At 42.0% G+C, this 22,536-nt stretch carries 23 protein-coding genes and 4 pseudogenes; 12 read left to right on the top strand and 15 right to left on the bottom strand.

The annotated features are described in order from the left end of the window. Nucleotides 1-42 precede the first annotated feature (42 nt). From AC5590_RS13925 to AC5590_RS13910, 4 genes are all read left to right on the top strand, one after another. Nucleotides 43-399, top strand: a complete 357-nt coding sequence (locus AC5590_RS13925) for a rhodanese-like domain-containing protein (protein ID WP_169264232.1) — start codon at nucleotides 43-45, stop codon at nucleotides 397-399. A 441-nt stretch (nucleotides 400-840) separates the two neighbouring features. Continuing rightward, on the top strand, nucleotides 841-1,935 hold the full coding sequence (hrcA, locus tag AC5590_RS13920; RefSeq protein WP_169264231.1) for a heat-inducible transcriptional repressor HrcA: 1,095 nt from the start codon (nucleotides 841-843) through the stop codon (nucleotides 1,933-1,935). A gap of 47 nt (nucleotides 1,936-1,982) precedes the next feature. After that, nucleotides 1,983-2,663 (top strand): DUF2834 domain-containing protein, encoded by a 681-nt coding sequence (locus AC5590_RS13915; protein WP_169264230.1) that lies wholly within the window; start codon nucleotides 1,983-1,985, stop codon nucleotides 2,661-2,663. A 4-nt stretch (nucleotides 2,664-2,667) separates the two neighbouring features. After that, nucleotides 2,668-3,354, top strand: coding sequence for a hypothetical protein (locus AC5590_RS13910; protein WP_169264229.1), 687 nt, complete (start codon nucleotides 2,668-2,670; stop codon nucleotides 3,352-3,354). Between the two features lie 243 nt (nucleotides 3,355-3,597). Here AC5590_RS13910 and AC5590_RS13905 read toward each other — a convergent pair whose 3' ends face one another. Further along, a complete protein-coding gene (locus AC5590_RS13905; RefSeq protein ID WP_171975900.1) occupies nucleotides 3,598-3,966 on the bottom strand; it encodes a winged helix-turn-helix transcriptional regulator in 369 nt (122 codons plus the stop codon). Nucleotides 3,967-4,079: 113 nt separating this feature from the next. Here AC5590_RS13905 and AC5590_RS13900 point away from each other — a divergent pair, with 113 nt between their 5' ends. The 3 genes from AC5590_RS13900 (at nucleotide 4,080) to AC5590_RS13890 (ending at nucleotide 5,719) form a co-directional block, all read left to right on the top strand. Further along, nucleotides 4,080-4,715: a hydrolase gene (locus tag AC5590_RS13900; protein ID WP_169264227.1), complete on the top strand. Its 636-nt coding sequence runs from the start codon at nucleotides 4,080-4,082 to the stop codon at nucleotides 4,713-4,715. Nucleotides 4,716-4,928: 213 nt separating this feature from the next. Beyond that, nucleotides 4,929-5,387, top strand: coding sequence for a hypothetical protein (locus AC5590_RS13895; RefSeq protein WP_169264226.1), 459 nt, complete (start codon nucleotides 4,929-4,931; stop codon nucleotides 5,385-5,387). Nucleotides 5,388-5,467: 80 nt separating this feature from the next. Beyond that, nucleotides 5,468-5,719: a GNAT family N-acetyltransferase gene (locus AC5590_RS13890; RefSeq protein WP_348982697.1), complete on the top strand. Its 252-nt coding sequence runs from the start codon at nucleotides 5,468-5,470 to the stop codon at nucleotides 5,717-5,719. A gap of 103 nt (nucleotides 5,720-5,822) precedes the next feature. On the opposite strand, the gene crtW is transcribed toward AC5590_RS13890, so the two are convergent. Both crtW and AC5590_RS13880 read right to left on the bottom strand, forming a co-directional pair. Then, nucleotides 5,823-6,629, bottom strand: coding sequence for a beta-carotene ketolase CrtW (gene crtW / locus AC5590_RS13885; protein ID WP_169264225.1), 807 nt, complete (start codon nucleotides 6,627-6,629; stop codon nucleotides 5,823-5,825). 373 nt (nucleotides 6,630-7,002) lie between these two features. Continuing rightward, complete coding sequence (locus AC5590_RS13880) at nucleotides 7,003-7,194, bottom strand: chlorophyll a/b-binding protein (protein WP_169264224.1); 192 nt, start codon at nucleotides 7,192-7,194, stop codon at nucleotides 7,003-7,005. Between the two features lie 313 nt (nucleotides 7,195-7,507). Here AC5590_RS13880 and AC5590_RS13875 point away from each other — a divergent pair, with 313 nt between their 5' ends. Then, nucleotides 7,508-8,326, top strand: a complete 819-nt coding sequence (locus AC5590_RS13875; RefSeq protein WP_169264223.1) for an SDR family NAD(P)-dependent oxidoreductase — start codon at nucleotides 7,508-7,510, stop codon at nucleotides 8,324-8,326. Between the two features lie 69 nt (nucleotides 8,327-8,395). Here AC5590_RS13875 and AC5590_RS13870 read toward each other — a convergent pair. The 7 genes and pseudogenes from AC5590_RS13870 to AC5590_RS13840 form a co-directional block, all read right to left on the bottom strand. Beyond that, nucleotides 8,396-8,908 (bottom strand): annotated as a pseudogene (locus tag AC5590_RS13870) (RNA-guided endonuclease InsQ/TnpB family protein); the annotation flags it as partial. Between the two features lie 75 nt (nucleotides 8,909-8,983). Then, entirely contained in the window at nucleotides 8,984-10,555 is a 1,572-nt protein-coding gene (locus AC5590_RS13865) for a group II intron reverse transcriptase/maturase (RefSeq protein ID WP_169264222.1), read from the bottom strand. 543 nt (nucleotides 10,556-11,098) lie between these two features. After that, nucleotides 11,099-11,779, bottom strand: a pseudogene (locus AC5590_RS13860) (RNA-guided endonuclease InsQ/TnpB family protein); the annotation flags it as partial. Nucleotides 11,780-12,117: 338 nt separating this feature from the next. Further along, entirely contained in the window at nucleotides 12,118-12,576 is a 459-nt protein-coding gene (locus tag AC5590_RS13855) for an SRPBCC family protein (RefSeq protein WP_169264221.1), read from the bottom strand. 128 nt (nucleotides 12,577-12,704) lie between these two features. Beyond that, nucleotides 12,705-12,893, bottom strand: a complete 189-nt coding sequence (locus tag AC5590_RS13850; protein ID WP_169264220.1) for a CPXCG motif-containing cysteine-rich protein — start codon at nucleotides 12,891-12,893, stop codon at nucleotides 12,705-12,707. Nucleotides 12,894-12,907: 14 nt separating this feature from the next. Continuing rightward, a complete protein-coding gene (locus AC5590_RS13845) occupies nucleotides 12,908-14,554 on the bottom strand; it encodes a radical SAM protein (protein ID WP_169264219.1) in 1,647 nt (548 codons plus the stop codon). 20 nt (nucleotides 14,555-14,574) lie between these two features. Further along, entirely contained in the window at nucleotides 14,575-14,829 is a 255-nt protein-coding gene (locus AC5590_RS13840; protein ID WP_169264218.1) for a SemiSWEET transporter, read from the bottom strand. Between the two features lie 248 nt (nucleotides 14,830-15,077). On the opposite strand from AC5590_RS13840, the gene AC5590_RS13835 reads away from it, so the two are divergent. Next, nucleotides 15,078-15,482, top strand: coding sequence for a hypothetical protein (locus AC5590_RS13835; RefSeq protein ID WP_169264217.1), 405 nt, complete (start codon nucleotides 15,078-15,080; stop codon nucleotides 15,480-15,482). 25 nt (nucleotides 15,483-15,507) lie between these two features. Here the strand turns inward: AC5590_RS13835 and AC5590_RS13830 are convergent, their stop codons facing one another. The 3 genes from AC5590_RS13830 to AC5590_RS13820 all read right to left on the bottom strand — a co-directional run bounded on the left by AC5590_RS13830 (nucleotide 15,508) and on the right by AC5590_RS13820 (nucleotide 18,655). Beyond that, nucleotides 15,508-16,338: a DUF4037 domain-containing protein gene (locus AC5590_RS13830; protein ID WP_169264216.1), complete on the bottom strand. Its 831-nt coding sequence runs from the start codon at nucleotides 16,336-16,338 to the stop codon at nucleotides 15,508-15,510. Nucleotides 16,339-16,491: 153 nt separating this feature from the next. Next, nucleotides 16,492-17,580: a chorismate synthase gene (aroC, locus tag AC5590_RS13825; RefSeq protein WP_169264215.1), complete on the bottom strand. Its 1,089-nt coding sequence runs from the start codon at nucleotides 17,578-17,580 to the stop codon at nucleotides 16,492-16,494. A 199-nt stretch (nucleotides 17,581-17,779) separates the two neighbouring features. After that, the gene (locus AC5590_RS13820; RefSeq protein WP_169264214.1) at nucleotides 17,780-18,655 is read right to left on the bottom strand and encodes a DUF4037 domain-containing protein; all 876 of its coding nucleotides are present in this window, start codon (nucleotides 18,653-18,655) and stop codon (nucleotides 17,780-17,782) included. Nucleotides 18,656-18,997: 342 nt separating this feature from the next. Between AC5590_RS13820 and cofG the strand changes: the two genes are divergently transcribed. Continuing rightward, on the top strand, nucleotides 18,998-19,936 hold the full coding sequence (gene cofG / locus AC5590_RS13815; protein WP_169264213.1) for a 7,8-didemethyl-8-hydroxy-5-deazariboflavin synthase subunit CofG: 939 nt from the start codon (nucleotides 18,998-19,000) through the stop codon (nucleotides 19,934-19,936). Between the two features lie 47 nt (nucleotides 19,937-19,983). On the opposite strand, the pseudogene AC5590_RS13810 reads toward cofG, so the two are convergent. Together AC5590_RS13810 and AC5590_RS13805 are read right to left on the bottom strand one after the other, a co-directional pair. Continuing rightward, nucleotides 19,984-20,121, bottom strand: a pseudogene (locus AC5590_RS13810) (type II toxin-antitoxin system HicA family toxin); the annotation flags it as partial. Nucleotides 20,122-20,213: 92 nt separating this feature from the next. Continuing rightward, nucleotides 20,214-20,432: a type II toxin-antitoxin system HicB family antitoxin gene (locus AC5590_RS13805; protein ID WP_169264212.1), complete on the bottom strand. Its 219-nt coding sequence runs from the start codon at nucleotides 20,430-20,432 to the stop codon at nucleotides 20,214-20,216. Between the two features lie 196 nt (nucleotides 20,433-20,628). Here AC5590_RS13805 and AC5590_RS13800 point away from each other — a divergent pair, with 196 nt between their 5' ends. Both AC5590_RS13800 and AC5590_RS13795 read left to right on the top strand, forming a co-directional pair. After that, a complete protein-coding gene (locus AC5590_RS13800) occupies nucleotides 20,629-21,954 on the top strand; it encodes an AAA family ATPase (protein WP_169264211.1) in 1,326 nt (441 codons plus the stop codon). Then, a pseudogene (locus tag AC5590_RS13795) lies at nucleotides 21,951-22,536 on the top strand (tetratricopeptide repeat protein); the annotation flags it as partial. The gene AC5590_RS13800 and the pseudogene AC5590_RS13795, both read left to right, overlap by 4 nt.

The following is a 22,536-nucleotide window of genomic DNA, read 5'->3' as shown; positions in this document are numbered from 1 at the left end:
TTTTGCCAATATAATATAGTATAGGATTTTTATTAAAACTTCATGATGGGCAAACCTTCCGAACCATCCATTACCCAAATTAACGTTGAAGAACTGGCACAACGCTTATCTTCAGGAGAGCCAATTCAGCTTGTGGACGTGCGTGAACCACAAGAGGTGGCGATCGCCCACATCGATGGCTTTGTCAATTTACCTTTGAGTCAGTTTCCTGACTGGGCAGATCAAGTCAACACCCGCTTAGATCCCCACGCTGAAACTCTTGTGCTGTGTCATCATGGCATTCGTTCTGCTCAGATGTGTCAGTGGTTAACTGTTCAAGGCTTTACAAATGTCAAAAATATTATGGGTGGAATTGATGCTTACTCAACTCTGGTTGACTTTTCCATTCCCCAATACTAGCTGCTGTTTTACATTGAGGGGATATGTAGTCTACTAAGACTGACGATTTTAATTTGCCTATGCTATCCTCTGTACAAGCTAGGATAGCTTTAAGTGTTGAGTGGTAAATATTTGTATTCTACCTACGTGCCTTTTTTGGCTGTTCAGGAAATTCGTAACTTGAAATACAGAGATTTCAATAAACTTATGCAAGTATGCATAAGTAGGGGCTAATTTACTTCAATCCAAAAGCTTTTTTCCAGCAATTTACCTGTATTAATAGTAACTTTACTCAAGGCAGTACAGTGTCTTTACTTTTCTTTACTTCTTTTTGCTTATTGTTGTAGAAGCAAAGTGCTTGTGATCTTGCTTTACTATTATTAATCCTTATTTAATTTAGAGTTATCTCTAAAAATTTTTTCAAAGCTTCGCTTACAATTCGGCTTCGGTAAAAAACTCCTTATGCAAGTCCAGCTTACAAATCGTCAACAGCAGATACTTGGGGCAACAATACGTCATTATATAGCCACAGCAGAACCTGTTGGTTCTAAAGCTCTTGTTGAAGAGTACAACCTTGGTGTTAGCTCAGCAACAATTCGCAATGTGATGGGCGTGTTGGAAAAAGTTGGCTTACTGTACCAACCTCACACTTCTGCAGGACGCGTCCCTTCTGACTCTGGCTACCGTATTTATGTTGACCAGTTGATAACACCTTCTGAAACTCTAGCACGAGATGTAGAATTATCACTGCAAAAACGCCTCAAATGGGAAGATTGGAGCTTGGAAGCTCTTTTGCAAGGAGCAGCTCACATTTTAGCAACTTTGAGTGGTTGCATCACCTTAATCACGATGCCGCAAACTGCGACAGCAGTGTTGAGACATTTACAACTAGTGCAAGTAGAAACGGGACGGGTGATGTTGATTGTGGTGACGGATGGATATGAGACACATTCAGCATTGATGGATTTAGCGCAAGCCTCGGAAGATTCACAACCAGATGCAGAAGTCATCGACCGCGAGTTGCAGATTGTCTCTAACTTTTTGAATACCCACTTGCGGGGACGCAGCATAACTGAATTAGCAAACCTGAAATGGAGTGAATTGGATCAGGAGTTCCAAAGATACGGAGAATTCCTGAAACATTCAGTTGCTGAACTTGCTCGTCGCACTCTGACACCATCTGCAACACAAATTATGGTTCGCGGTGTTGCTGAAGTTTTGCGTCAGCCAGAGTTTTCGGAATTACAGCAAGTGCAAATGCTCATCCACCTGTTGGAAGAAGAACAAGACCAACTGTGGCGGTTAATATGTGAAGAACAGCCAGAAGCGGAGGAGGTTGGTAAGCCACGAGTCATGATTCGTATTGGTGCAGAAAACCCTCTAGAACCTATACGCACTTGTTCGTTGATTTCTTCCACCTATCGCCGGGGTTCTGTATCATTAGGTAGTGTGGGAGTTCTCGGACCAACGCGTCTAAATTATGAAAGTGCGATCGCAGTAGTAACAGCTGCTTCTGATTACCTCTCAGAAGCTTTCAGTTATTTCAATCCCCAGTAGGGCTTGTAGCAGGACAATCGCTGAATTAATCAAAACTAGCTTAAATAATGATCAGAAAAATTACTTTTGGAGCGCTATGGCTGGGATTTATTATCTATGCCTTTTTCTTTGCTCCTCCCGATCAACCTGATACATTCGATTTAATTAAAGATCTTTCTACTGGTCAATGGCAAGGAATAAACCCCCTTATTATAGCACTTTTTAACATTATGGGCATCTGGCCTATGATTTACAGCTGCTTGGTATTTATTGATGGTAGAGCACAAAAAATGCCTGCTTGGCCTTTTGCTAGTATTTCATTTGGAGTTGGGGCTTTCGCGTTACTACCTTACTTAGCCCTGCGGGAACCAAATCAAAAGTTTCCTGGCAGCAAAAATGCTTTTCTCAAGATATTAGATTCTCGCCTAACAGGTATTGCTCTGACTGTCGCCACAGTTATCTTAATTGCTTATGGTGTAGGACAGGGAAATTGGGGAAATTTTGTTCAGCAGTGGCAAACAAGCCGCTTTATTCATGTAATGAGTTTAGATTTTTGCCTGCTTTGCTTATTGTTTCCAGCTTTGTTAGGAGATGATATAGCGCGGCGAGATATCAAGAATCCTCAGTTGTTCTGGTTGATTGGATTAATTCCACTCTTTGGTCCCTTGATTTATTTATGTATACGTCCACCATTGCAAGAAGCAGCTGACAAAATAATACAGAGTCAGCAACAAAGCGCCATAAATTAAGATTATGAGTCGAAAAATTGCTCTTTGGTTACTGTGGGTTGGATTTATCGCCTACATTTTGTTGTTCGCTCCTCCACTGCATTTAGAGGAAACTCTGACGCTACTCAAAAATATCTTTACTCTAAATTGGGCAGATGTAAATCCAGTTCTCCTCTGTTTGTTCTCCCTTGTTGGGATCTGGTTGTTCATTTACAGTGCTGTTCTGTTCTTTGATGGTAGGATGCAGTGGATTCCTTTCTATCCTTTTGCAATAGCGTCCATTGCTTCAGGTACGCTTGGTCTTATACCTTATTTGGCTTTGAGGGAAGACAATCAACAATTTTCTGGACGGAAGGATGCTTTTTTGCAGTTGTTGGATTCTCGCTTTTTTGGTATTGGTCTGAGTTTAAGTACTCTTGGTTTGTTTGCCTACGCTTTTGTTCTCGGTGATTGGGTAGGGTTTTGGCAGCAGTTTTTGGGCGATCGCTTTATCAATGGTATGAGTTTGGCATTTTGCTTGTTTTGCCTACTCTTCCCAACCGTCTTAGGCGATGATATGGCGAGACGGCGTTGGAATAATCCTCAAGTGTTTTGGGCAGTATCACTTGTTCCACTCTTTGGTCCACTTGTGTATCTTTGCTTGCGTCCGCCGATACCAGAAAATGTTGCGCAACAAAGACCAGCATCTTTTGGCAGTAGTAGAGTGCGATAATCATGACGCATAGTTGGCAAGAAACACTCGTTGAGAAACGAGTGACTTACACAATAGAACTAAAAGGTAGGGGTTTTCATCCTCCCGTGTGCAGCCTGATAGCCTGTAAGCTTATCTGATTCAGGGCGATCGCTCCTCATTCAGTCGTGTGATCAAAAGGGCGATAGCTAGCCCCTAAGGGGGCGCTGCGCAAACGCTGCTGCCTAAGCGCAAAGCGCACGCTACGCGAACGGCAGATCGCCCTCATTGACTCATTTCACTATTTCCACTTTCTCTAGCTGCTTCTACTTCATGGTAATGCTCCATCGACCATTGACACAAAGATCTGAGTGGTTCAATAAGCGTTTCTCCCAAAGGCGTTAAGGAATACTCCACCATTGGTGGTACAGCAGGATATACATTGCGCTGCACAAGACCATTTCGCTCCAAATCGCGCAGTGTACGTGTTAGCATCCTCTGCGAAACGTCTCCAATTTCTCTTTGAAGCTCACTGTGGCGTTTAGTACCGTGAGATAGCACATAGATCACCACTGTCACCCATTTGTCACCTACTAAGTCGAGCGTTTGTCGTAAGTAGGGATGCGAATTGAGAAGGCTAGGATATTGATCCACTTTCAATATGAACGTTACGTACAAGCGTGTAACTATGGCACTTTTGTGTATCTACTTGCGGAACCGTTGACTTCATTGAATAATTAAGCCTTGAACCGCTTAAGGAACTGTCAATGACTAACATAACAGGTAACAGCGACGCATTTTACGATCCACTGACACCTGATAATGCCGCCATGTTGCTGATTGACCATCAGGCTGGACTTTTTCTAGGTGTTCATAGTATTGATCAGCAAATTCTGAAGAATAACGTGATTGGTTTGGCAAAAACAGCAAAGGTTTTCAATTTGCCGACTGTGTTATTCACCAGTTCTGCTAAAGGTCCTAATGGTCCTACGATTCCAGATCTCATTGAACTATTTCCCGATCATGAAATTTTTAATCGCTCACCGATTAACCTTTGGAATGATCCTAAATCTCGTGCGGCTGTAGAAGCAACCGGACGCAAAAAGCTGATTATGGCTGCGATCACAACCGATGTCTGTCTGGCGTTTCCGGCACTGTCAGCACTTAAAGCAGGATATGATGTTTACGCTGTCATTGATGCATCTGGAACTTGGAGTCCACAAGCAGAAATGGCGACGATACTGAGGCTTACGCAAGCTGGTGCAATTATGACAAACTGGGTTGCTGTTGCAGCGGAACTGAAGCACGACGAAGATCGCCCCACGACACCTGCAATGAACAAAGCATATGGCGAACATATGGGACTCTACGACTTCCTAGGCGATATTGCTGCGGTAAAATAAGCTATTGTCTGACAAGTCCTTGTAATACCATTAATAAAGCACTGCTGCCTAAGCGCAAAGCGCACGCTACGCGTTAGCCCTTGGTGTGCCCTTGCGCTTACGCGATCGCTCTATTGATCATGTAGCATAGGAGTGATCTCTTGTTGGACAGCCAAATGGCTGTTGTTCCTTGCGTATTTCTATCACTCTTGAGCAAGCTCAAGCTATCCATTCATGGACTCTCGCATTCAATCGTACCTGCGCGTCGCGGCGAGCCAGCAACGTGACACGGAGCAGATAGGTCCGTTCCTCGCAACCTTCAACCGCTACAACGCCAACCCCTTTCTTAACTATGCCATCCCCGACAACGATGCCACGCCGTCCCTCAGCGACGTGAACGCACTTATCACTGCCTACCTTGGGCGTAAACGAAAGCCACGTTTGGAGTATGTTGCGAAACTAGCACCTGCTGTCGAGGAAGCGCTGACATCCGGTGGTTTCACCGTTGAAGGACGCCTGCCGCTTATGATCTGCACTCCTGGTTTAGAGCAATTGCTTCCGGTCCCTTTAGGCATAGAACTAATCGTGGCGGTTTCGGATGCTGATATGCTCGCTACTGTGACGGTGCAAAACGAGGTCTATGGAGATTCTACCCAAGTTCCGAAGACGTTAAAAGTCTACAAACTAGCATAGCTGCAGGTGGAATCGCGGTACTCGCTCGTGTAGCAGCAACAGGCGTAGACGCCGGGAGGGCGGCTTCTCGTAGAGTAGCTGTGGGGGCTGGAGTATGTTCTGTGCCCGCAAACCAGACGACAGAGATCGCTGGCATTGGTGTGCGTGTCCCTTTCCGCCGACGAGGTGTAGCAGGAGCCTTGACGACTCGGCTAGTGCGAGAGGCTTTTGACGCAGGCGTTACAATGGCTTTTCTGATGGCGGCCCATGAGGAAGAACGGCGGATCTACACCCGCGCTGGATTCTCGACAATTGGCGAAATTTTGCATATTTCGCTCCCGCACCCGCAGTAGATTTTTAACCTCACTGCTAACGTGCGACAAATTTGGCTGATGAAGTGGAGTTCGATGAAGGTCTATTGTGTATTAAAATGCAAAGTTTGTAACCCAGGATCATTTACATATTTGGTGCATTAATTGTCGATCGCTTCAACATATGAGCATCTGGCAATTGCCACCAAGGAAGATGAGGAGACTCGTGATGTTCTTCGTGATAGCCAAAATGATAGCAGGTAAGAAATGACCACCAAACAGGATATGAGATAGTTTGCGCACGGTGAGGTTCACTATACCCGTCTTTTGGCTCACGATGGGGCAAAAATGTGCCGAAATAAAATAGCTGTATTGAACTGATAAGTGCAGGTATTGCCCAAAACAAAGTGAGATTTACTCGGGGTATATGGAGTATAAAATAGGCTAAGTTATAGATAATTGTTATGATAAGCATTTGCCCCCAGCTTGAGTAATTTTTCATGAAATAAAAATACCAAGCAAATAAATTTTTATGTTCGCCATCGTGAAAATCGGGGTCTTTATCACTAGCCGGATGATGATGATGCATCCAATGTTTTCTTAATAGTTTTTGATAAGGTAAAAAACCATAGAGTGTTAAACATAGTGAACCAATAAAGTGATTAATTTTATTGTTTGCAGGAAAGACTGCTCCATGCATAGCATCATGAGTCGTAATAAATAATCCTGTGTATAAAAATGCCTGCCAAAGCATAGCAAGCGATAAAGTCAAAATATTAAAGTTAGAGATATCAACAGAAAGTAATAAAATCAAGCTGGTAACCCAAGTTGCAATGATCACAATAGCAATGACAAGTCCTCCGGTAGATGGACTGGAAAGTTTTTGTTGATGAGTGGTTGGTTTTTCTAATTGTTGAATCACGGTTGTACTTCGTTTTGGAGGAAAATTCATAAAAATAAGCTCATGACGAGATACATTAACAGTTCACACAAGCCTAGGCAGTTACTTGTCAACTAGGTGAGATAAGGTGGGGAACTGTTTCCATAATTCCCGGACTGTATTTTATCCAGTCGTAAATAGATGTTGCCCAAAGAACAACATTCGCCTTACATTTCACATTATGTAGAAATGTTAATTTACTTTAATAATTACATACAATTGCCAGAGCGAAAACTTTTTCCGTCTGTAGGTTGACTGTATGGGTGTCATACAGCAAAATTCTAGAGAAAGATTCACAACCCAGAACCCAGAGTGCACAAGAGGTTGGCTGTTGTGTCTGTAGTGTCAGCTTATATCTCCAGCGCAGTTCTGGGTTCTTTCAAATCTAGTGAATGAGGTTGAGTACGTCGCGCACAACGCTGTAACCGCTAAGATCCCAAAGTAGGTAGGCGATAAAACCAATCATGGCTAGGCGACCTTGCCAAAGTTCAGACTGTGGAGTAAACCCAAATTTAACTGCATTGCGGTCGCTTCCGTTATATGCCTTTTCAGTCGCATCAGTAGGATAATTTCCCATTGTTAAGTTTCCTCAAGTCTTTAAATAACACTTTTCATAGTAGTGATCCCTCTAGTGTGCGCTATCTCTCTATAGTGTCAACGCGTTCGCTAGTCCAAAGGATGAGATTGTGAGTGGTTAATGTAAAGGTTTGTAGTACGGAAGGTTAATAAGAGTATGATGCGCCTGCCAAATAGAGGATTTTTTTTGTCATCAGGTAGTAGTCAGGTATACCAAGAGAATTTAAAAATTGAAAATCTAACGCTAGTCAGAAGGTTTATTAAATTTTGTTGCTCAAACTAATAGATAGGAAATAAAGTTTTTAACTGAAAAGATGGCTCCTACAGTACTCATTACAGGTGCTTCCCAAGGTATTGGGAAAGCAACAGCACTTCTATTTGCTCGCAAAGGATATGACCTGGTACTCACTGCACGTCAACTTGACGAATTGGAAAGTGTAGCACAGGAGGTGCAAAGCCTTGGTCGTCCAGTACCACTTATAGTTCCTTGCGATGTTAAAGATCCATTGCAGGTGGAAACACTCGTAGAAAAGGCTTTAGCTCATTACGGCTACATTGACCTACTGATAAACAATGCAGGCATTTTCGCAGAAGGACCAGTGGAGCAGTTTTCTCTTAGCGATTGGCACCACATCATAGATACTAATTTATGGGGATATATTCACACAATTCATGCTCTTTTGCCTCATTTCCTTCAAAGCAGAACTGGAACAATTGTGAACATAAGTTCCATTGGGGGTAAAGTGCCTATTCCTTACTCAGTGCCGTACTCCACTAGTAAGTTTGGCGTCACAGGTTTGACAGAGGCGTTGCACGCAGAATTGAAGCCAAAAGGTATTCACGTTTGTGGAATTTACCCCAATGTGATCAAGAGTCGTTTTGTGGAAGCGGCTGTTTTTCGTGGTAAGGATGAGCAAGATGTGAAATCCCGTCGTGATCAGATGAACAGCGTCCTAGAAATTCCAGGTGTGGAGAAGCCTGATGACGTGGCAAATGCCATCTGGGACGCTGTTAAAAACCATAAGTCTGAAGTATTTGTTGGTTCGGCGAATTTGTCGCAAGCGTTTTATCGATTGTTTCCAGGTTTACTTCAGTGGGTTTCAAACCTTGCTTTGAAAAATAAAGATAATTGACACTCCCCTGGCTTTACGAACAAATTTCGCTGTCGCTCATTTGTTCGTAAAGCCAGGGGATTCTACATTCTACGTCAGCACTTGCTCAACCAGGCTTGCGCCAAGAAGAGTAGAGGTTCCAACTCCTGTCGCGTTACTTCGGTTGTGTCCCAACCTAGCTTGTTTTCCAAGATTCAGAATATTTATTGCTGCATTCACATCCCTTTGGAGTTCACATCCGCAATTACATTTATGAGTGCGAGTTGAAAGGGACTTTTTCACAATTGCGCCACAATCCGAACACTTTTGAGATGTCATTCGAGGATTGACAGCAACAATTGTGGTTCCAAACTTAACAGCAAAATATTCTAGCCAACGACGAAACAGAGTCCAAGCTACATCATTAATAGACTTGGCTAAACAGTGATTCTTTACCATGCCTTTCACATTCAAGGCTTCATAGGCGACTAAGCTGTTAAGCTTGCACACGTTACGCGCAATTCTCTTTGCGTGTTCATTCCGTTGCCTACTTACTCTTAAATGCTTCTTGGCATATCTCCGTCTAGCTATTCGTCGTTGATTTTTACCTTTTTGGTAGAGTCGAGAGGAGGTATTATCCTCCGTCCCTCTCTGTTAGATCCGGACGTGCCCGTTTCCGTGCATCCGGCTCCCGATGTTCTAGGGTTTCCCCTTGCTCATGTGTATGTAGTCGTGACAACTTTCATGTATGGCTAGAAGGTTCTTTGCTTTCCAATTTTGGTGGTTGCCGTCTACGTGATGTAGGTGGGCTGTTTCACCTGGTAACATCTTCATGCCACAGTATCCACATGCATGGTTTTGCTTTTTAAGAGCTTTAGAGGTTGCACCATCGTAGAGTTTGCTATTACGTTCACTCCAATAGGTGATGTCTCCGTCGAAAGGTGTTTTTGTACCTTGGACGTTAACGTGTTTATTCTCGGAGTAAGGAACTGCTGGGAATGCTTCATTAAGTAAAGTTTTACTTGAATGTCGGTTATTCTTGGCTTCCTTATTGAATACCTTGTAAGTTCTCTTTTGGATGAAATATAGCGAGTTACGCGTTCCATCCATCTTGCAGAACCTATGGTAATTCCTCCATCCTCTAACCAAAGGTGCCAGCTTTTCAGCTTTTCCCTTGGAGCCATAGTTCGAGTTGTTAACTATGTGTTTTACTTTCTGCCGGAATGCTTTGAAGTTATCCACTGAAGGGACACATCTAAACTTTCCGTTGCTTTGCACTTTGAAGTGCCAGCCTAGGAAATCAAACCCATCTGTCGATGCTGTGGTCTTGGTTTTCTTCTCACTGACATTCATTCCTCTTTCTGCTAGAAACTGGCTTATTTTCTCAAGTATTTCTTGTGCATTGTCTCTAGGTCTTAGTATTATAACCATGTCATCCGCGTATCGGATTGATGGTTCTATAATGCTACTTGATGGTGTTTTGTCAGTTATTTGATATCCATGTTCATGGTATCTGAAAACACTTTCAATACCGTTGAGCGCAATGTTTGCCAGAAGTGGGCTAACCACACCACCTTGGGGGGTTCCTTGTTCGGGAAAGTTGGGGTGTATTCCTGCTTTTAAGCATCGGAGGATGCCAATTTTCAGCCCTTTTGGTGCTATCAAATTATTCATGATAGTTGTGTGGTTTATTCTGTCAAAGCATTTTTCGATATCGAGTTCGATCACTCGTTTTTCTATTCCATTCATTTTTGAGTTTAGGTTTAAGAACAACATCTTTTGCGCATCATGCGCTGAACGTCCTGGTCTAAACCCATAACTCTTAGCATGGAAAGTTGCTTCATGGGCTGGTTCTAGTGCATATTTCACAAGGCATTGCCATGCTCTATCTGCGATAGTAGGGACTTTGAGGATTCGCGTTTTTCCGTCCTTCTTCGGTATCGGAATCTCGCGTAGTTTGTTATGATGCCAATTAGAGTAATTGAGCTTGAGAAGTTTCTCAAGTGAAAAGCGTTCTTCAAAGTTGAGGGACGCTTTCCCATCAATTCCCGCAGTCTTTTTACCAGCGTTTAATTGAGTTACTTGACGAATAGCCAGCATTCTTGCAGCTTTGGACTTCAGAATCAGCTTTTGAAGTGACCGCGCTTTACGCATGTCGCCAACTTGAACTGCTTTATACACGCGTCGTTGTAGGCGGAATAAGTTTATCCGGAATTTCTTCCAGGGTAGGTCTTTCCAAGATTCACTAGTTGTGGAACTGTGCCTAATCATGCTCTTACTTCAACGTATGTTTTCTGAACACCTCAGCGAAATTACTCGCTGTCCTACCCGAATCAAAGGAGTTCTGTATCTCGTCTTACCTACATGAGTTTCGACCTTCTCATGACCTTTGACTCGTTTTTATTCGTTCCCCAAAATAGATTGTTTGTACCGTTAGGTGGAACCAATTCAACCGTTAGAACCCCTTACTCTTGCCGCTTGTAGAAAACACCATCGGCGGGATTTTTACTCTAACGAAGTCAGGGAGTTTGTGTTATGCCCTGCTTTCTACTAGGTTGCTTTTTCAGGTTCTATTTTCACCGTGGGTACTCCCTTTTAGCACCAGTGTCAGCCCATAACAGCCGTCTGATTGTGCCCTGTTCCCAGCTTCAGTCTTCGAAATTCCGAGTTCGGTCGCTGTGGGCAGATAAGGAGTCACTCCTGAGTTTGGAGGACAGGATTTTCACCTGTATCTTATTTGGAGTTCAACCGTATTTGGTTGGTTAGTTTATTTGCGGACTGGTTACCGGGATTCAACTAACAACGAATCGCACCTTTCTTGTATATCTGACGTTGAGCGTGCTTGATGGCTTTGTCGGCTTTACGAAGAAACCTTGGATTTTCTTCATGGTGACCGTTGGAATCAGAGTAGAAAAACTCTAACCCAACATCAAGACCTAATTCACCATCAGCCGTTCTGGATTCAGGTTTTACCTCAATGTCAACTGCAAATTGACAGTAATATCCGTCAGCTTTCAGAACCAATCTAACCCGTTTTATGGATTTAACAGGGTAGGTGTGAATATCCCACTTTCCTAATAATCTTACCTCTGAAATACCTTTGTCATCGGTAAAACTGATGCGTCGTTTTGTGGGATGCAATGACCACCCGCTAGTCTTGTATTCAACTGAACGGTTATCTTTCTGGAAACGTGGAAAACCCTTCTTTCCTATTTTCTTAGACTTGCAGTTACCGTAAAATCTATCAATAGCACTCCAAGCTCTTTCTGTCGCAGCCTGACAAGCCATTGAATTTAGTTCTTTGACAAACTTGAACTCTTTCCGCAGTGCTGTTGAGTAATTGTTTAAGGCAATTCGATTAATTTTTGCTTCACGAGGTGCATCTATCCAATATCTAATAGCTTTATTTCTGATGAACTGGGTCGTACGAATAGCTTCATCGATAGCTCGATACTGCTGTTGCTTACCTTTCACTTTGTACTCTAAAACCAGCACTGCGTTATCACCTCCTTGTTTTACTCTATTTGATACATATTATTATGAATATGAAACGTTTGTATGTACAATATGAAGAAAAAAAGGTTAAACTGTCTTTTGACTGACCGCAGGCATCGCAAGCTACTTTTGTTGTCTGTAGAACTAGACAGAACTATTAGTAGTATGGTTGATGAATGGATTGATTCACTTCCTGAACCAAAAAAAGAAAATATCAGGGCAGGGTAAACCCTGCGTCGTGGCTTTCATCCCTGGGCTGATAGCGAAGCGTGGCGTCAGCCATAGCCGCAGGGTTTTCAGCCTACCCTTTATAAAAGCTGAGAATGTACAGAATTTACTCAAGGTGCTAATAGTGACTCGCATTCACGTTTCGTCACAAAATGTCGGTAACGAAACATTACTTCTAACTGGGCTTGCACCAGCCAACCACTGACAAATTCCACAGGTTCTCCACCAGGCATAGAAAAGGAAATGTCATCAGTCAATCTCGTTGAACCATTTTCTGGTTCAAACAAATGTCGATGCTTCCAATAATCAAAAGGTCCGGAAATTTGTTCGTCGGTAAACAGGTGATATTCTTCGTATTCTGTGTGACTTGCTAACCAACGCAAAGGCAATGGTCCCAAAAAAAGGCGAAACTCAGTGATAGCACCCCTTCCAAGTCCTCCTTCGCGGCGGAGGACTTGAACGGGTTGCCAAGGTGGAGTCAGCAGTTGCATAACATCTGATCTTTCGTGGAATTTCCAAACAACCTCTACTGGTGCATTAATGACTGATGAATATTTAAAGTGCAGCATTTCAACGGTTTTCAGTTCTGTAAGTAATAATTGGTAGTTGTTAGTTGTTACTTACATTTTTAATAACGACTAAGCATCCTTTACGATTTCTTACCAAAAAATTTCCAATTTAAAATCAGTAGAAAAGTTTATTCTTCGTATTCAGTATCTATCTCTACATCAAGAGTCTCTTCATCAATCCGCACATAGAGAAGATTGGGACGACAACAAACTTGACAATCTTCTACGTAAGATTGCTGTCCACCTGCACTCAAATCAATAAAGGTGGTATTGGGTTCACCGCAATAGGCGCAGTAGTATTCGGCTGTTGTTTGCATTTAGTTGTTTGTATTTAGTTATTTAACGGTTGTAGTTCCCTTTGGGATGAGTTGAAATGACTGGTGGCATCAGCCAAGTGCTTTTGTAGTGTAGACTGTGGTAACGGACCTTGCAAGTGGTTCCAAGGTAAGATTTGGTCTGTTGACCAATTGGTATGAACGTAAAAATCTAAGTCGGGGATTTGTCCTTTGAGTTGTTTGAAAGCACGTTTGTAACTACCTAGAGAATCACCGAAGTTGCGGGTTAGTTCTAGGAAGTGGGAGAGTCGGCGATCGCCTCTCGACAACAAAGCCTGAATAATAGACCAATTATAACTTTCCGGGCGAAAGTCTATTCCTTGAGGCTTGAGTTTTTTCTGTAAAAACTGCAACCTTTTTTCTGCTTGCGGATTCACCCCAAACCACTGAAATGGTGTATGTCCTTTAGGAACAAAAGTACTGCATCCCAGTGTTAACCGTAGTCCAGAAGCAGCTTTTTTGATATCGCGCATCATCGTTACAGTTGCATCCAAATCCTCTGGTTCTTCACCAGGAATTCCCACCATTCCGTAGAGTTTCAAACTAGATAATCCCCCAGCTTTCGCATTCAATGCTGCTTGGATGATTTCATCATTGTGCAACTTTTTATTGATAATCCGTCGTAATTTTTCCGAACCACTTTCTACAGCAATGGTGAGGGATCTTGTATCTCGTTTTGCCAAAGTCTGCGCCAATTGTACAGTGACTGTATTTGTTCGTACTGAGGAAATGCTCAGACGTATATCATCGTACTTTGGCTGATTGATGTAATCTAGCAAAGCTTCAAATTCAGGATGTTGAGTTACCGAAGCTCCCAATAATCCTAACCGATTTGTGACTGATAAGCCTTTCTCAATTGCTGGAATGAGTGAACTTTCAACACTCGCTGTTCTAAAAGGTAATGTGAGATAACTTGCCAAACAAAAGCGACACATTTCTGGACAACTTCTCACCACTTCCACCATGAAGATATTTTCCCAAGCCGCTTTTTCTGTCACCACTGTTGATGCTGAGAGGACATTTCCTCGGTAAGTTTGCTTTTGCACCACTGCAGGAATTTCTGGTGAAATTGGTTGAATTAATTTTACAGCGCCATCTAATGCGTGATATTCTACCTCATACAAACTAGGAACATAAACACCAGAAACTTGTGCTAATGCTTTGAGTTGAGTTTGTCTATCACCTTTTCTAACTTCTTTGTAAGCTTCAATAAAATTCCCCAGCAAAGTTTCCCCATCTCCCAGCAAAATTACATCAAAGAAATCAGCGAAAGGTTCGGGGTTAGCTGTGAGTACTGGACCGCCACCAAAAACTATGGGATGATGATTATCTCGGGCATTTGCTCTAATAGGGATTTCCAAAGATTCCAGCAGATTCAAAACATTAACATAATCGAGTTCCCACGACAAGGAAAAGCCCAATAATTCCGGCGTTCTTGGGAGTTGTTCATGAGTGTCGGTGAATAAACGACTCACCTGCACATCAGAACGCATTGCTAAAGTTGCCCATACTACCTGATAGCCAAGGCTAGTAATACCCACAGTGTACTCGTTGGGAAAAGCAAAAATGGTGGGAACAGCGTCAGTGTCAGGAATAGCAGGGGTAAATAAGAGGCGTTCAGCAGTAAAGAAAGAAGATGTCACAGGTGTTTACAATAAACAGATTATCTATATTTAATTTTAAACCATAGAATTATGAGGTTAAAAAATAATGTTACGGCGTTAGCAAGAATAATCGGTAAAGCATTTAGAGAAATCCCATAGATTAACCATAGAAATATCCCCAAATTGAAGAAGATAAGCATGACAAATGAAACATCTTTTGCTGATTTGGATTGCCATGTTTTCAGCATTTGCGGCAAGAAGGAAAATGTAGTTAACGTTGCCGCAACTAATCCTAATATGTTAATCCAATTCATGGAGATGCAACCCTTATAATATTTGTTTAAGATGATATCAGCGTCGGCGTGCAGGAGATACGAGTGGAAGCGCATATTTGACTTCTGCTGGGGATCATGCTCCCACACTCCAATTATCTTTGCACAACTTACAATCTGTGCTCTAAAAGCAGGTAAGCGAATAATATATCAAGTTTTCCGTAATCACCTTCACGCGTGCTGTAGAACTTAGTACTAACAAATTCAATAGATATTAATAGTCATCAATAATGCAATTTCGTCCTCCTTCTTGGCACCAGTTAATTTTATATGCAGTAGGTGTATGTTCGCTGTCACTTCCTTTTGCGCAAAGTGTTCAAGCAACTCCAGCACAAGAAGTGCGTAACTTCTGTCGCAAGCAGGATAGTGTATTTGTTGCTGCGGAGACTAAGAATTATTGGGTAAGTATCTGTGGTAGTGATTCACCACTGACTTATGTAGGTGTAAATAAAAAGACTGGTCAAACTGTACGCTTACCTCTAAGTGTAAATGGGCGAGATTCCCAGAGAAAATACTTTGAAGCTGTTAATAACGATTATACTTATATTCTGGCAGAATCGACCAAAGGCAAAAACTTGACCGTTGCTAAAGGTATTCGTGAAATTCTGCGCGAACCAGTAATTAGAGGTTGGTAAGCGTCAAAATTGATTCTTCCAACTGTTAATTTAAATTGTCGATTAAATTCTCAGCACGCAACAATTCTTCCAGACGATTAATCAAGTTATTAGCTTTACAAAAAATGCCTTGATCACTAAATGGATATGCAAGACAGCAAATAAGGCTGTTTATATTTTGCTCCATATTTACAGGTAACTTTTGACATAGCTGTTTGGCAAATTGTATCAAGCGTTTCTCACCTGGTGATGGTAGATAGTTGATAGCAAAAATAATATCAAAGTAACTTGCTATTAATGCAGCTATTCGATGGTTGACACTCACAAAATCATTGCGATTGATTGCCACTTCTATCTGATGTAGGTAGGAAGAAATATTATTCCTTAAAATGGGATAATTTTTGGCAATGATAGCTCGTCTTAAAGGTTCGGGATAGGGTTGATTAGCTTTGTGTTGCAGTTGTTTAAACCAATCATTTCGGTCATAGAAGCATGTTGAATGCAAAACATTCCACCAAAAACAAGTGGAATAGCCAACTGAGGCTTGATGCTTCACAAGTACAGAATCTAACTGTCCTTCAATCCATTGGGGTGAACGGTACATAATATCAATCCCATTTCCAGAATTGGTTTCTATCCACTCATCCCCTGGTTCCCAAAATTGATTATTGATTTCGCTACGATTAGCAAATTTGTGACTGATTTCGGAACGAATGTCTATGGGAATTTCTTGTTGTATGTAAACATAAAAATCGAAATCAGAGAATTCATCGGAAACTTCAGTTGCTTGAGAACCTGCTAAAGCAACAGCTATGACTTGAGGTAGTTGACTAAATTCTGAGGCGATCGCTTGAGCTAAAGAATTATTTGTGACCATAATTTCTAGCAATTTGGATTTAGGTGCTATAGCAATCCTATATGAATGGTGAAAATTACTGGAGTTCAGAAACCCGGTTTCTAGCAGAAACCGGGTTTCTAATTTTTCAAAAATGATTTATGACTCACCCTACAGTCCTATAAATCAATCATCCTACAACACCTTACACTGCCCGTGATACCGTAATAGATGATCGCATAGCACCAACGCTACCATCGCTTCAACCATTGGGACTGCACGCGGTAACACACAAGGGTCATGGCGTCCTTTTCCTGCTAGAATCGTTTCTTCACCCTCGTTTGTAACTGTCTTCTGTTCTTTTCTAATCGTTGCCGTTGGCTTAAATGCAACACGCAAAATAATGTTTTCACCGTTGGAAATACCGCCTTGAATTCCACCAGAACGGTTGGTTACAGTGCGAGTTTCTCCATTTTCATCTATATAAAACTCGTCGTTATGCTCAATACCAGTGAGTAATGTCCCCGCAAAACCGGAACCAATTTCAAAGCCTTTACTAGCTGGGAGAGACATCACACCTTTAGCGATATCCGCTTCCAACTTATCAAAAACTGGATCACCCAAACCTTTGGGCACATTTCGCGCGACGCATTCCACTACGCCACCGACAGAATTACCTTGTCTGCCAGTTTGCTCAATCAATTCAATCATCCGCTCTGCGCATTCCGCATCGGGACAGCGGACGATATTGCTTTCAACTTGTTCTAAAGTGACAGTGTTGGGGTCAACACTGCCTTCCAAATCTTTGATACGTTTGACGTAACCAATAACTTCGACATTGGCGACTTGACGGAGGATTTTTTTGGCGATCGCACCTGCCGCAACTCGTCCTATAGTCTCCCGCGCCGATGATCTACCGCCACCTTGCCAATTGCGGATACCATATTTCGCGTCATATGTTGCATCCGCATGAGAGGGGCGATACTTAACCGCCATCTCATCATAATCCTGAGAGCGAGTGTCTTTATTGCGTACCAAAATTGAAATTGGCGTTCCCAGGGTTTTCCCTTCAAATACCCCAGAGAGAATTTCGCAAGTGTCCGTTTCCTTGCGAGGCGTTGTAATCTTACTTTGTCCGGGACGTCTTCTATCTAGTTCTACTTGAATTTCCTCGGCAGAAATTTCTAATTGCGGAGGACAACCATCAATCACAACTCCCACACCGCCGCCGTGGGACTCGCCGAAAGTGGTGATGCGAAACAGATGCCCAAAAGTGTTGCCCATAATATTGAGGAAGTATCTTCAAGCGCCGTATTCTACGTATAGCATTTTCTGATCACAAAGCGAAAAACCAGATGACTGAGATTTTGCTATTTCTTTGACTTTTTTTGCTGACTTGGCCCCCCTTTGTAAACTTCAGAATTAAATGGCACTAATTCTTCAGAATTATTTGGCACTGCAACTTTGTTGAGAGCATTTAAGTTCACTCATGGACGGGTAACTCCCACCTGGGGTTAATCCGCTCAAATATCTTGCGCTGTCGATTGAGATCAACTTGTGGTAGTGTCCTCTCTACGAGATCGAAAACTTCCTCAACAAGTTGGCGTAGTTCATGGGTTCCGCTTACAACATCAGTTTGAAAAACATACTCCAACCGTGCAAAAAACTCAGGCGGTTTAATTTTCATTTTTTCAACCCAGTAGCGTGTCCACTTAAAGCCGGGATGATAAATGTGATTTAGCCCAAACAGCAAGTTGAGGAGCCATCGCACAATCATACACCTGTTTTCATATAGCATCGGAATCTCAAGGCGTTCGGTCATGATATATTGACCATCAAACGGGCGGAATTTCAGGTGCTTCTGAACCATTGCAACTGCCAGGTCTTCAGGATAAGGAGAAAGCCGATTTTGCCACTGTTTTATGATGTCTTCGCCGTAAAGAATAACTGCGTGCTGAAGATTAGACGCTGACGCTTGCTTCTCAAACACAAGCCCATTTTGCGACACATCGTAGCGCTCAACAACATCAGTCACAATCTTGTCCATCGCATCTCGTGCCCAATGACCTGCTTCGACTTTCATCCCGTATAGATAGAACTGCTCCAACCATGCTTCTTTTGCTTCCTCATGCGCCTGAATTTCCCATCCTTTAACACCAACATTTTGGGCTGTAGCTTGTAATTCTTCAGCAGACGGTAATTGTGACCAAATGAAAGCTAGCTCAAGGTCAGAGTACTGGTCTGAGATCCCTACTGCCGCCGAGCCAAACACAAAACACGCTTCAACTTTGGGGTTAGCCGTGAAAGCAGGAGCGATTTTGTGAGCCAACGAAATTCGCCATACGCTGTGTTCAGTCATGTTGAGGATTCTGTAGTCTCTACTGCAACAATGTAGCGCAGCAGGCTAACTATTTATTATGCGCAAACTTTCTATTGGACTTCCACACCGTTAAAGCGTACTTGAAACGCATAGAATCAGAAGGTCAGATGCACCCTAACAGTGCTAAATAATTCTGAAGAATTGGTGCCATTTAATTCTGAAATTTACAGTTATATACATGTAAATAACGCAAAAGGGGGGTTAGGGGGGATCTTCACGTGATGTAACCTAGACTTTAGATCCCCTAACACAGTTAAAAAGCTTGCTCAAGAAAAAGTCGTACATGGAGTTACATACATCAAAAAGAGCGATCGCCCCCATATGCCAAATTCTCATTCCCCAAAAATTACCTACAGCCCTGCTTACACAATCGTCCCAACTTACGAGTGCTTCAATCGCTGTGCTTACTGTAACTTTCGCACAGAACCGGGTAAGAGCGAATGGCTAACAATTTCACAAGCTGAAAAACTTTTCAAACAACTTCACAACCAAGATGTTTGTGAAATCTTGATACTGAGTGGCGAGGTGCATCCTCTTTCCCCAAGGCGTCAGGGGTGGTTTCAGCGGATTTATGATTTGTGTGAGTTAGCTTTGGCGATGGGATTTTTACCACACACAAATGCTGGACCATTGAGCTTTGAGGAAATGCAACAATTAAAGAAAGTTAATGTTTCAATGGGGTTAATGTTGGAACAGTTAACGCCAGAGTTGTTGAATACAGTACATAAACACGCGCCGAGTAAGACACCAGAAGTGCGTCTACAACAATTACAGTGGGCGGGAGAATTAAAGATACCTTTTACCACTGGGTTACTGTTAGGAATTGGGGAAACAGAACAAGATTGGTGGAAAACATTAGAAGCTATAGCCGAAATTCATCAACGTTACCATCATATTCAAGAAGTTATTCTGCAACCCCACAGCCCAGGAAATCAACAAACTTTTGACGCACCACCTTTTAATCCTCATCAATTGCCAAAAGTTATTTTTCAGGCACGTAAAATTTTACCAGCAGATATTACAATTCAAATTCCGCCGAATTTAATCAAAGATGATCAATGGTTACTCGCGTGTTTAGAAGCTGGTGCGAGAGATTTAGGCGGAATTGGACCAAAAGATGAAGTCAATCCTGATTATCCGCATCCCCAATTTGAGGAATTGAGGGAAATTTTACAGCCTGCAGGCTGGGAGTTAGTGCCAAGATTGCCCGTTTATCCTCAGTATGATCATTGGTTCTCAGTGAATTACAGAACAATTTGAGGCGATACGCTTTGCGTATCGCCTCAAATTACCTCACACAAATTCTTTTATAAATTTTCCACAATTGCTTGAAACTCCTCAGGTGTTAGCTCAATTTCTCGCAGAATTTCTCTAATTAGTGGACGAGCAATATCTCTGCCAGGATGGTTCGGTACTGTAGTCGTTCTACCATCAGGGTGTCTGTAAAAAACATGGCTTCATTTTTGTCGGACTTGGTGAAACCCTAAATGTAGAAGAACCTTCTCCATCGTCTTAAAATTGACAATAGGAAGGCGACTCATACTGCTACCTCAATCTGTTGTAAACCTACAAATTGAGGCAAGTCTTCTAAGGAATCTCTATACTCTTCTAAACACAATTCCAAAACTTCTTGAAGGTTTGTTTTGAGTTCATCTAAAGTAGCTCCCTGAGTATGAGCGCCAGGAATTCCAGGAACAATGCCAACGTATAATTTTGTTTCAGAATCCCATTCGATATATGCTGTAAATGTTTTCATAATTTGCTGTCTTAAGCTGAATAACTGTGCTATTTTCGAAATTTATTATCTCAAAATTATCTCAAAGGCTGTTGTGCAAAAGAACTATATTCTATAACTATAGGCTATAGTCAGAATTGCAGACTAATATCAAGCTATGGCGAACTTTATTTTACAATTGATCGTCCTCTGATAAAGATTGCAATATTTTTTACCTATGATTGATAGTCAGGAATTACTCACCAAGCTCTACAACGCCTTTAACCCATTTGAACCCTTACCCGCAGGTGATCCTAAGTACGTTGATTGTCAGGATGTACGCGGTGATGTGGATATTTTACAAGAGTTTGGAAATCGCATACAACGAGCAGACAGAAATACTTGCCAATTGTACTCTGGACATCGGGGGGCGGGGAAGTCTACAGAACTGCTGAGGTTGAAGCAATATCTGGAAAATCGCAAATTCTATGTTGTTTATTTTGCGGCTGATGAAGAAGATATTGATTCAGAAGATGCTCAATATACAGATATTCTCCTCGCTTGTACCCGCCGATTGCTAAAAGATTTACAGCAATTTGGTGATGCTAGTCCGGTGCTAAACTGGCTTAAAGAACGCTGGCAAGATTTGAAAGATTTGGTGCAAACTCCGATAGAGTTTGACAATATGAAATTGGAAGCACAAATCGCTCAATTTGCTAAGCTAACAGCAAATTTAAGAGCGGTTCCTGAATTACGCCAGCAGATTCGCCGAAAAGTCGATCCCCATACTGTCACTTTAATTAAGGTGTTGAATGAATTCCTGGCAGATGCAAAAAGCAAACTACCAAACGGCTATACTCAACTGGCGGTGATTGTCGATAACTTAGACCGGATGGTATTAGTTAAAGATGGGGAAAACACGAATCATGAAGAAGTTTTTTTAGACCGTAGTGAACAACTTAAGGCTTTGAATTGCCATTTGATTTACACTGCTCCCATCTCAATGCTGTATTCTAAACGGGCAACAGACATCAGAGATATCTATGGTGAATGCTTGATTTTGCCGATGATTATGGTCAAAACTCGCACAGGAGAAGTTTACGAACCAGGAGTCAAGAAAGTCAAAGAAGTGATTCGCAAGCGAGTCCGGCAAATTGAACAAGAACTTCCTTTGGAAAACGGAATTTTTGATAGTCAGCAAACTTTAGAAAGATTGTGTTTGATGAGTGGAGGTCATGTCAGAAATTTGCTATTGTTAACTCAAAACGCTATTGGACGGACTGAAGAGTTACCAATTTCTGAAAAAGCAGTGCGACGAGCAATCACTCAAGCCAGAGATGACTATCATCGGGCAGTGGAAAATCATCAATGGTGTCTGCTGGCGGAAGTCTCCCGTTCTAAACGCATCGTTAATGATGACCAGTATCGCAGTTTGATGTATAACCGCTGTCTTTTAGAATATCGCTATTTGGATGAAGATCAAGAAATGCAGCGTTGGTATGACATTCACCCATTGATTCAAGGAATTTCCGAATTTAAAGAAGCTGTGGCGAAACTTCAATGAACCCAAATTTAACTGATTGGGAAAGTGATTGGGATGATGATTTACCTCCGGAACCGGAGGAAGTTTATCAAGATTTGGTTCGCGCATTAAAACGCAAGTCAGGATTTGGCTTGTTTTTTGTCCAATGTACTCCTGTGGAAGCCGAACGTTTCATTACTCAACTTCCGCAGGAGATTCCCCAGAAAAAGGTTGCAACGCTTCGTTTGGTTGAGGCGATTGATAATTTATATGCGCGGGTGACTGAGTTTGTGCAAGACAAGCCAACTGATATTTTATTGATTAAAGGGTTGGAATATTCTTTATATAAGTATGAGCAAAGAAGTTTTGGCGAAATAACAGAAGGACAATTTAGTAATATAACTCGTGTTCCTCCAATTTTAAATCACTTAAACCAACAGCGAGAACGGTTTAGAGATGATTTTCCATTTTGTTTTGTTTTTCTGTTGCGGTCATTTTCGATTAACTATTTGATTCACCGCGCCCCAGATTTTTTTGACTGGCGTTCAGGGGTATTTAAATTACCAACAACACCAGAAGTGGTAGAAGAAGAATCCAATCGTTTGGTACTGGAAGGTGACTATA

The organism is Brasilonema octagenarum UFV-OR1 (genome assembly GCF_963888615.1).
GTDB lineage: Bacteria > Cyanobacteriota > Cyanobacteriia > Cyanobacteriales > Nostocaceae > Brasilonema > Brasilonema sennae.
Note: the sequence above shows the minus strand (reverse complement) of the source record. Positions and strands in the feature narration are given on the sequence as shown.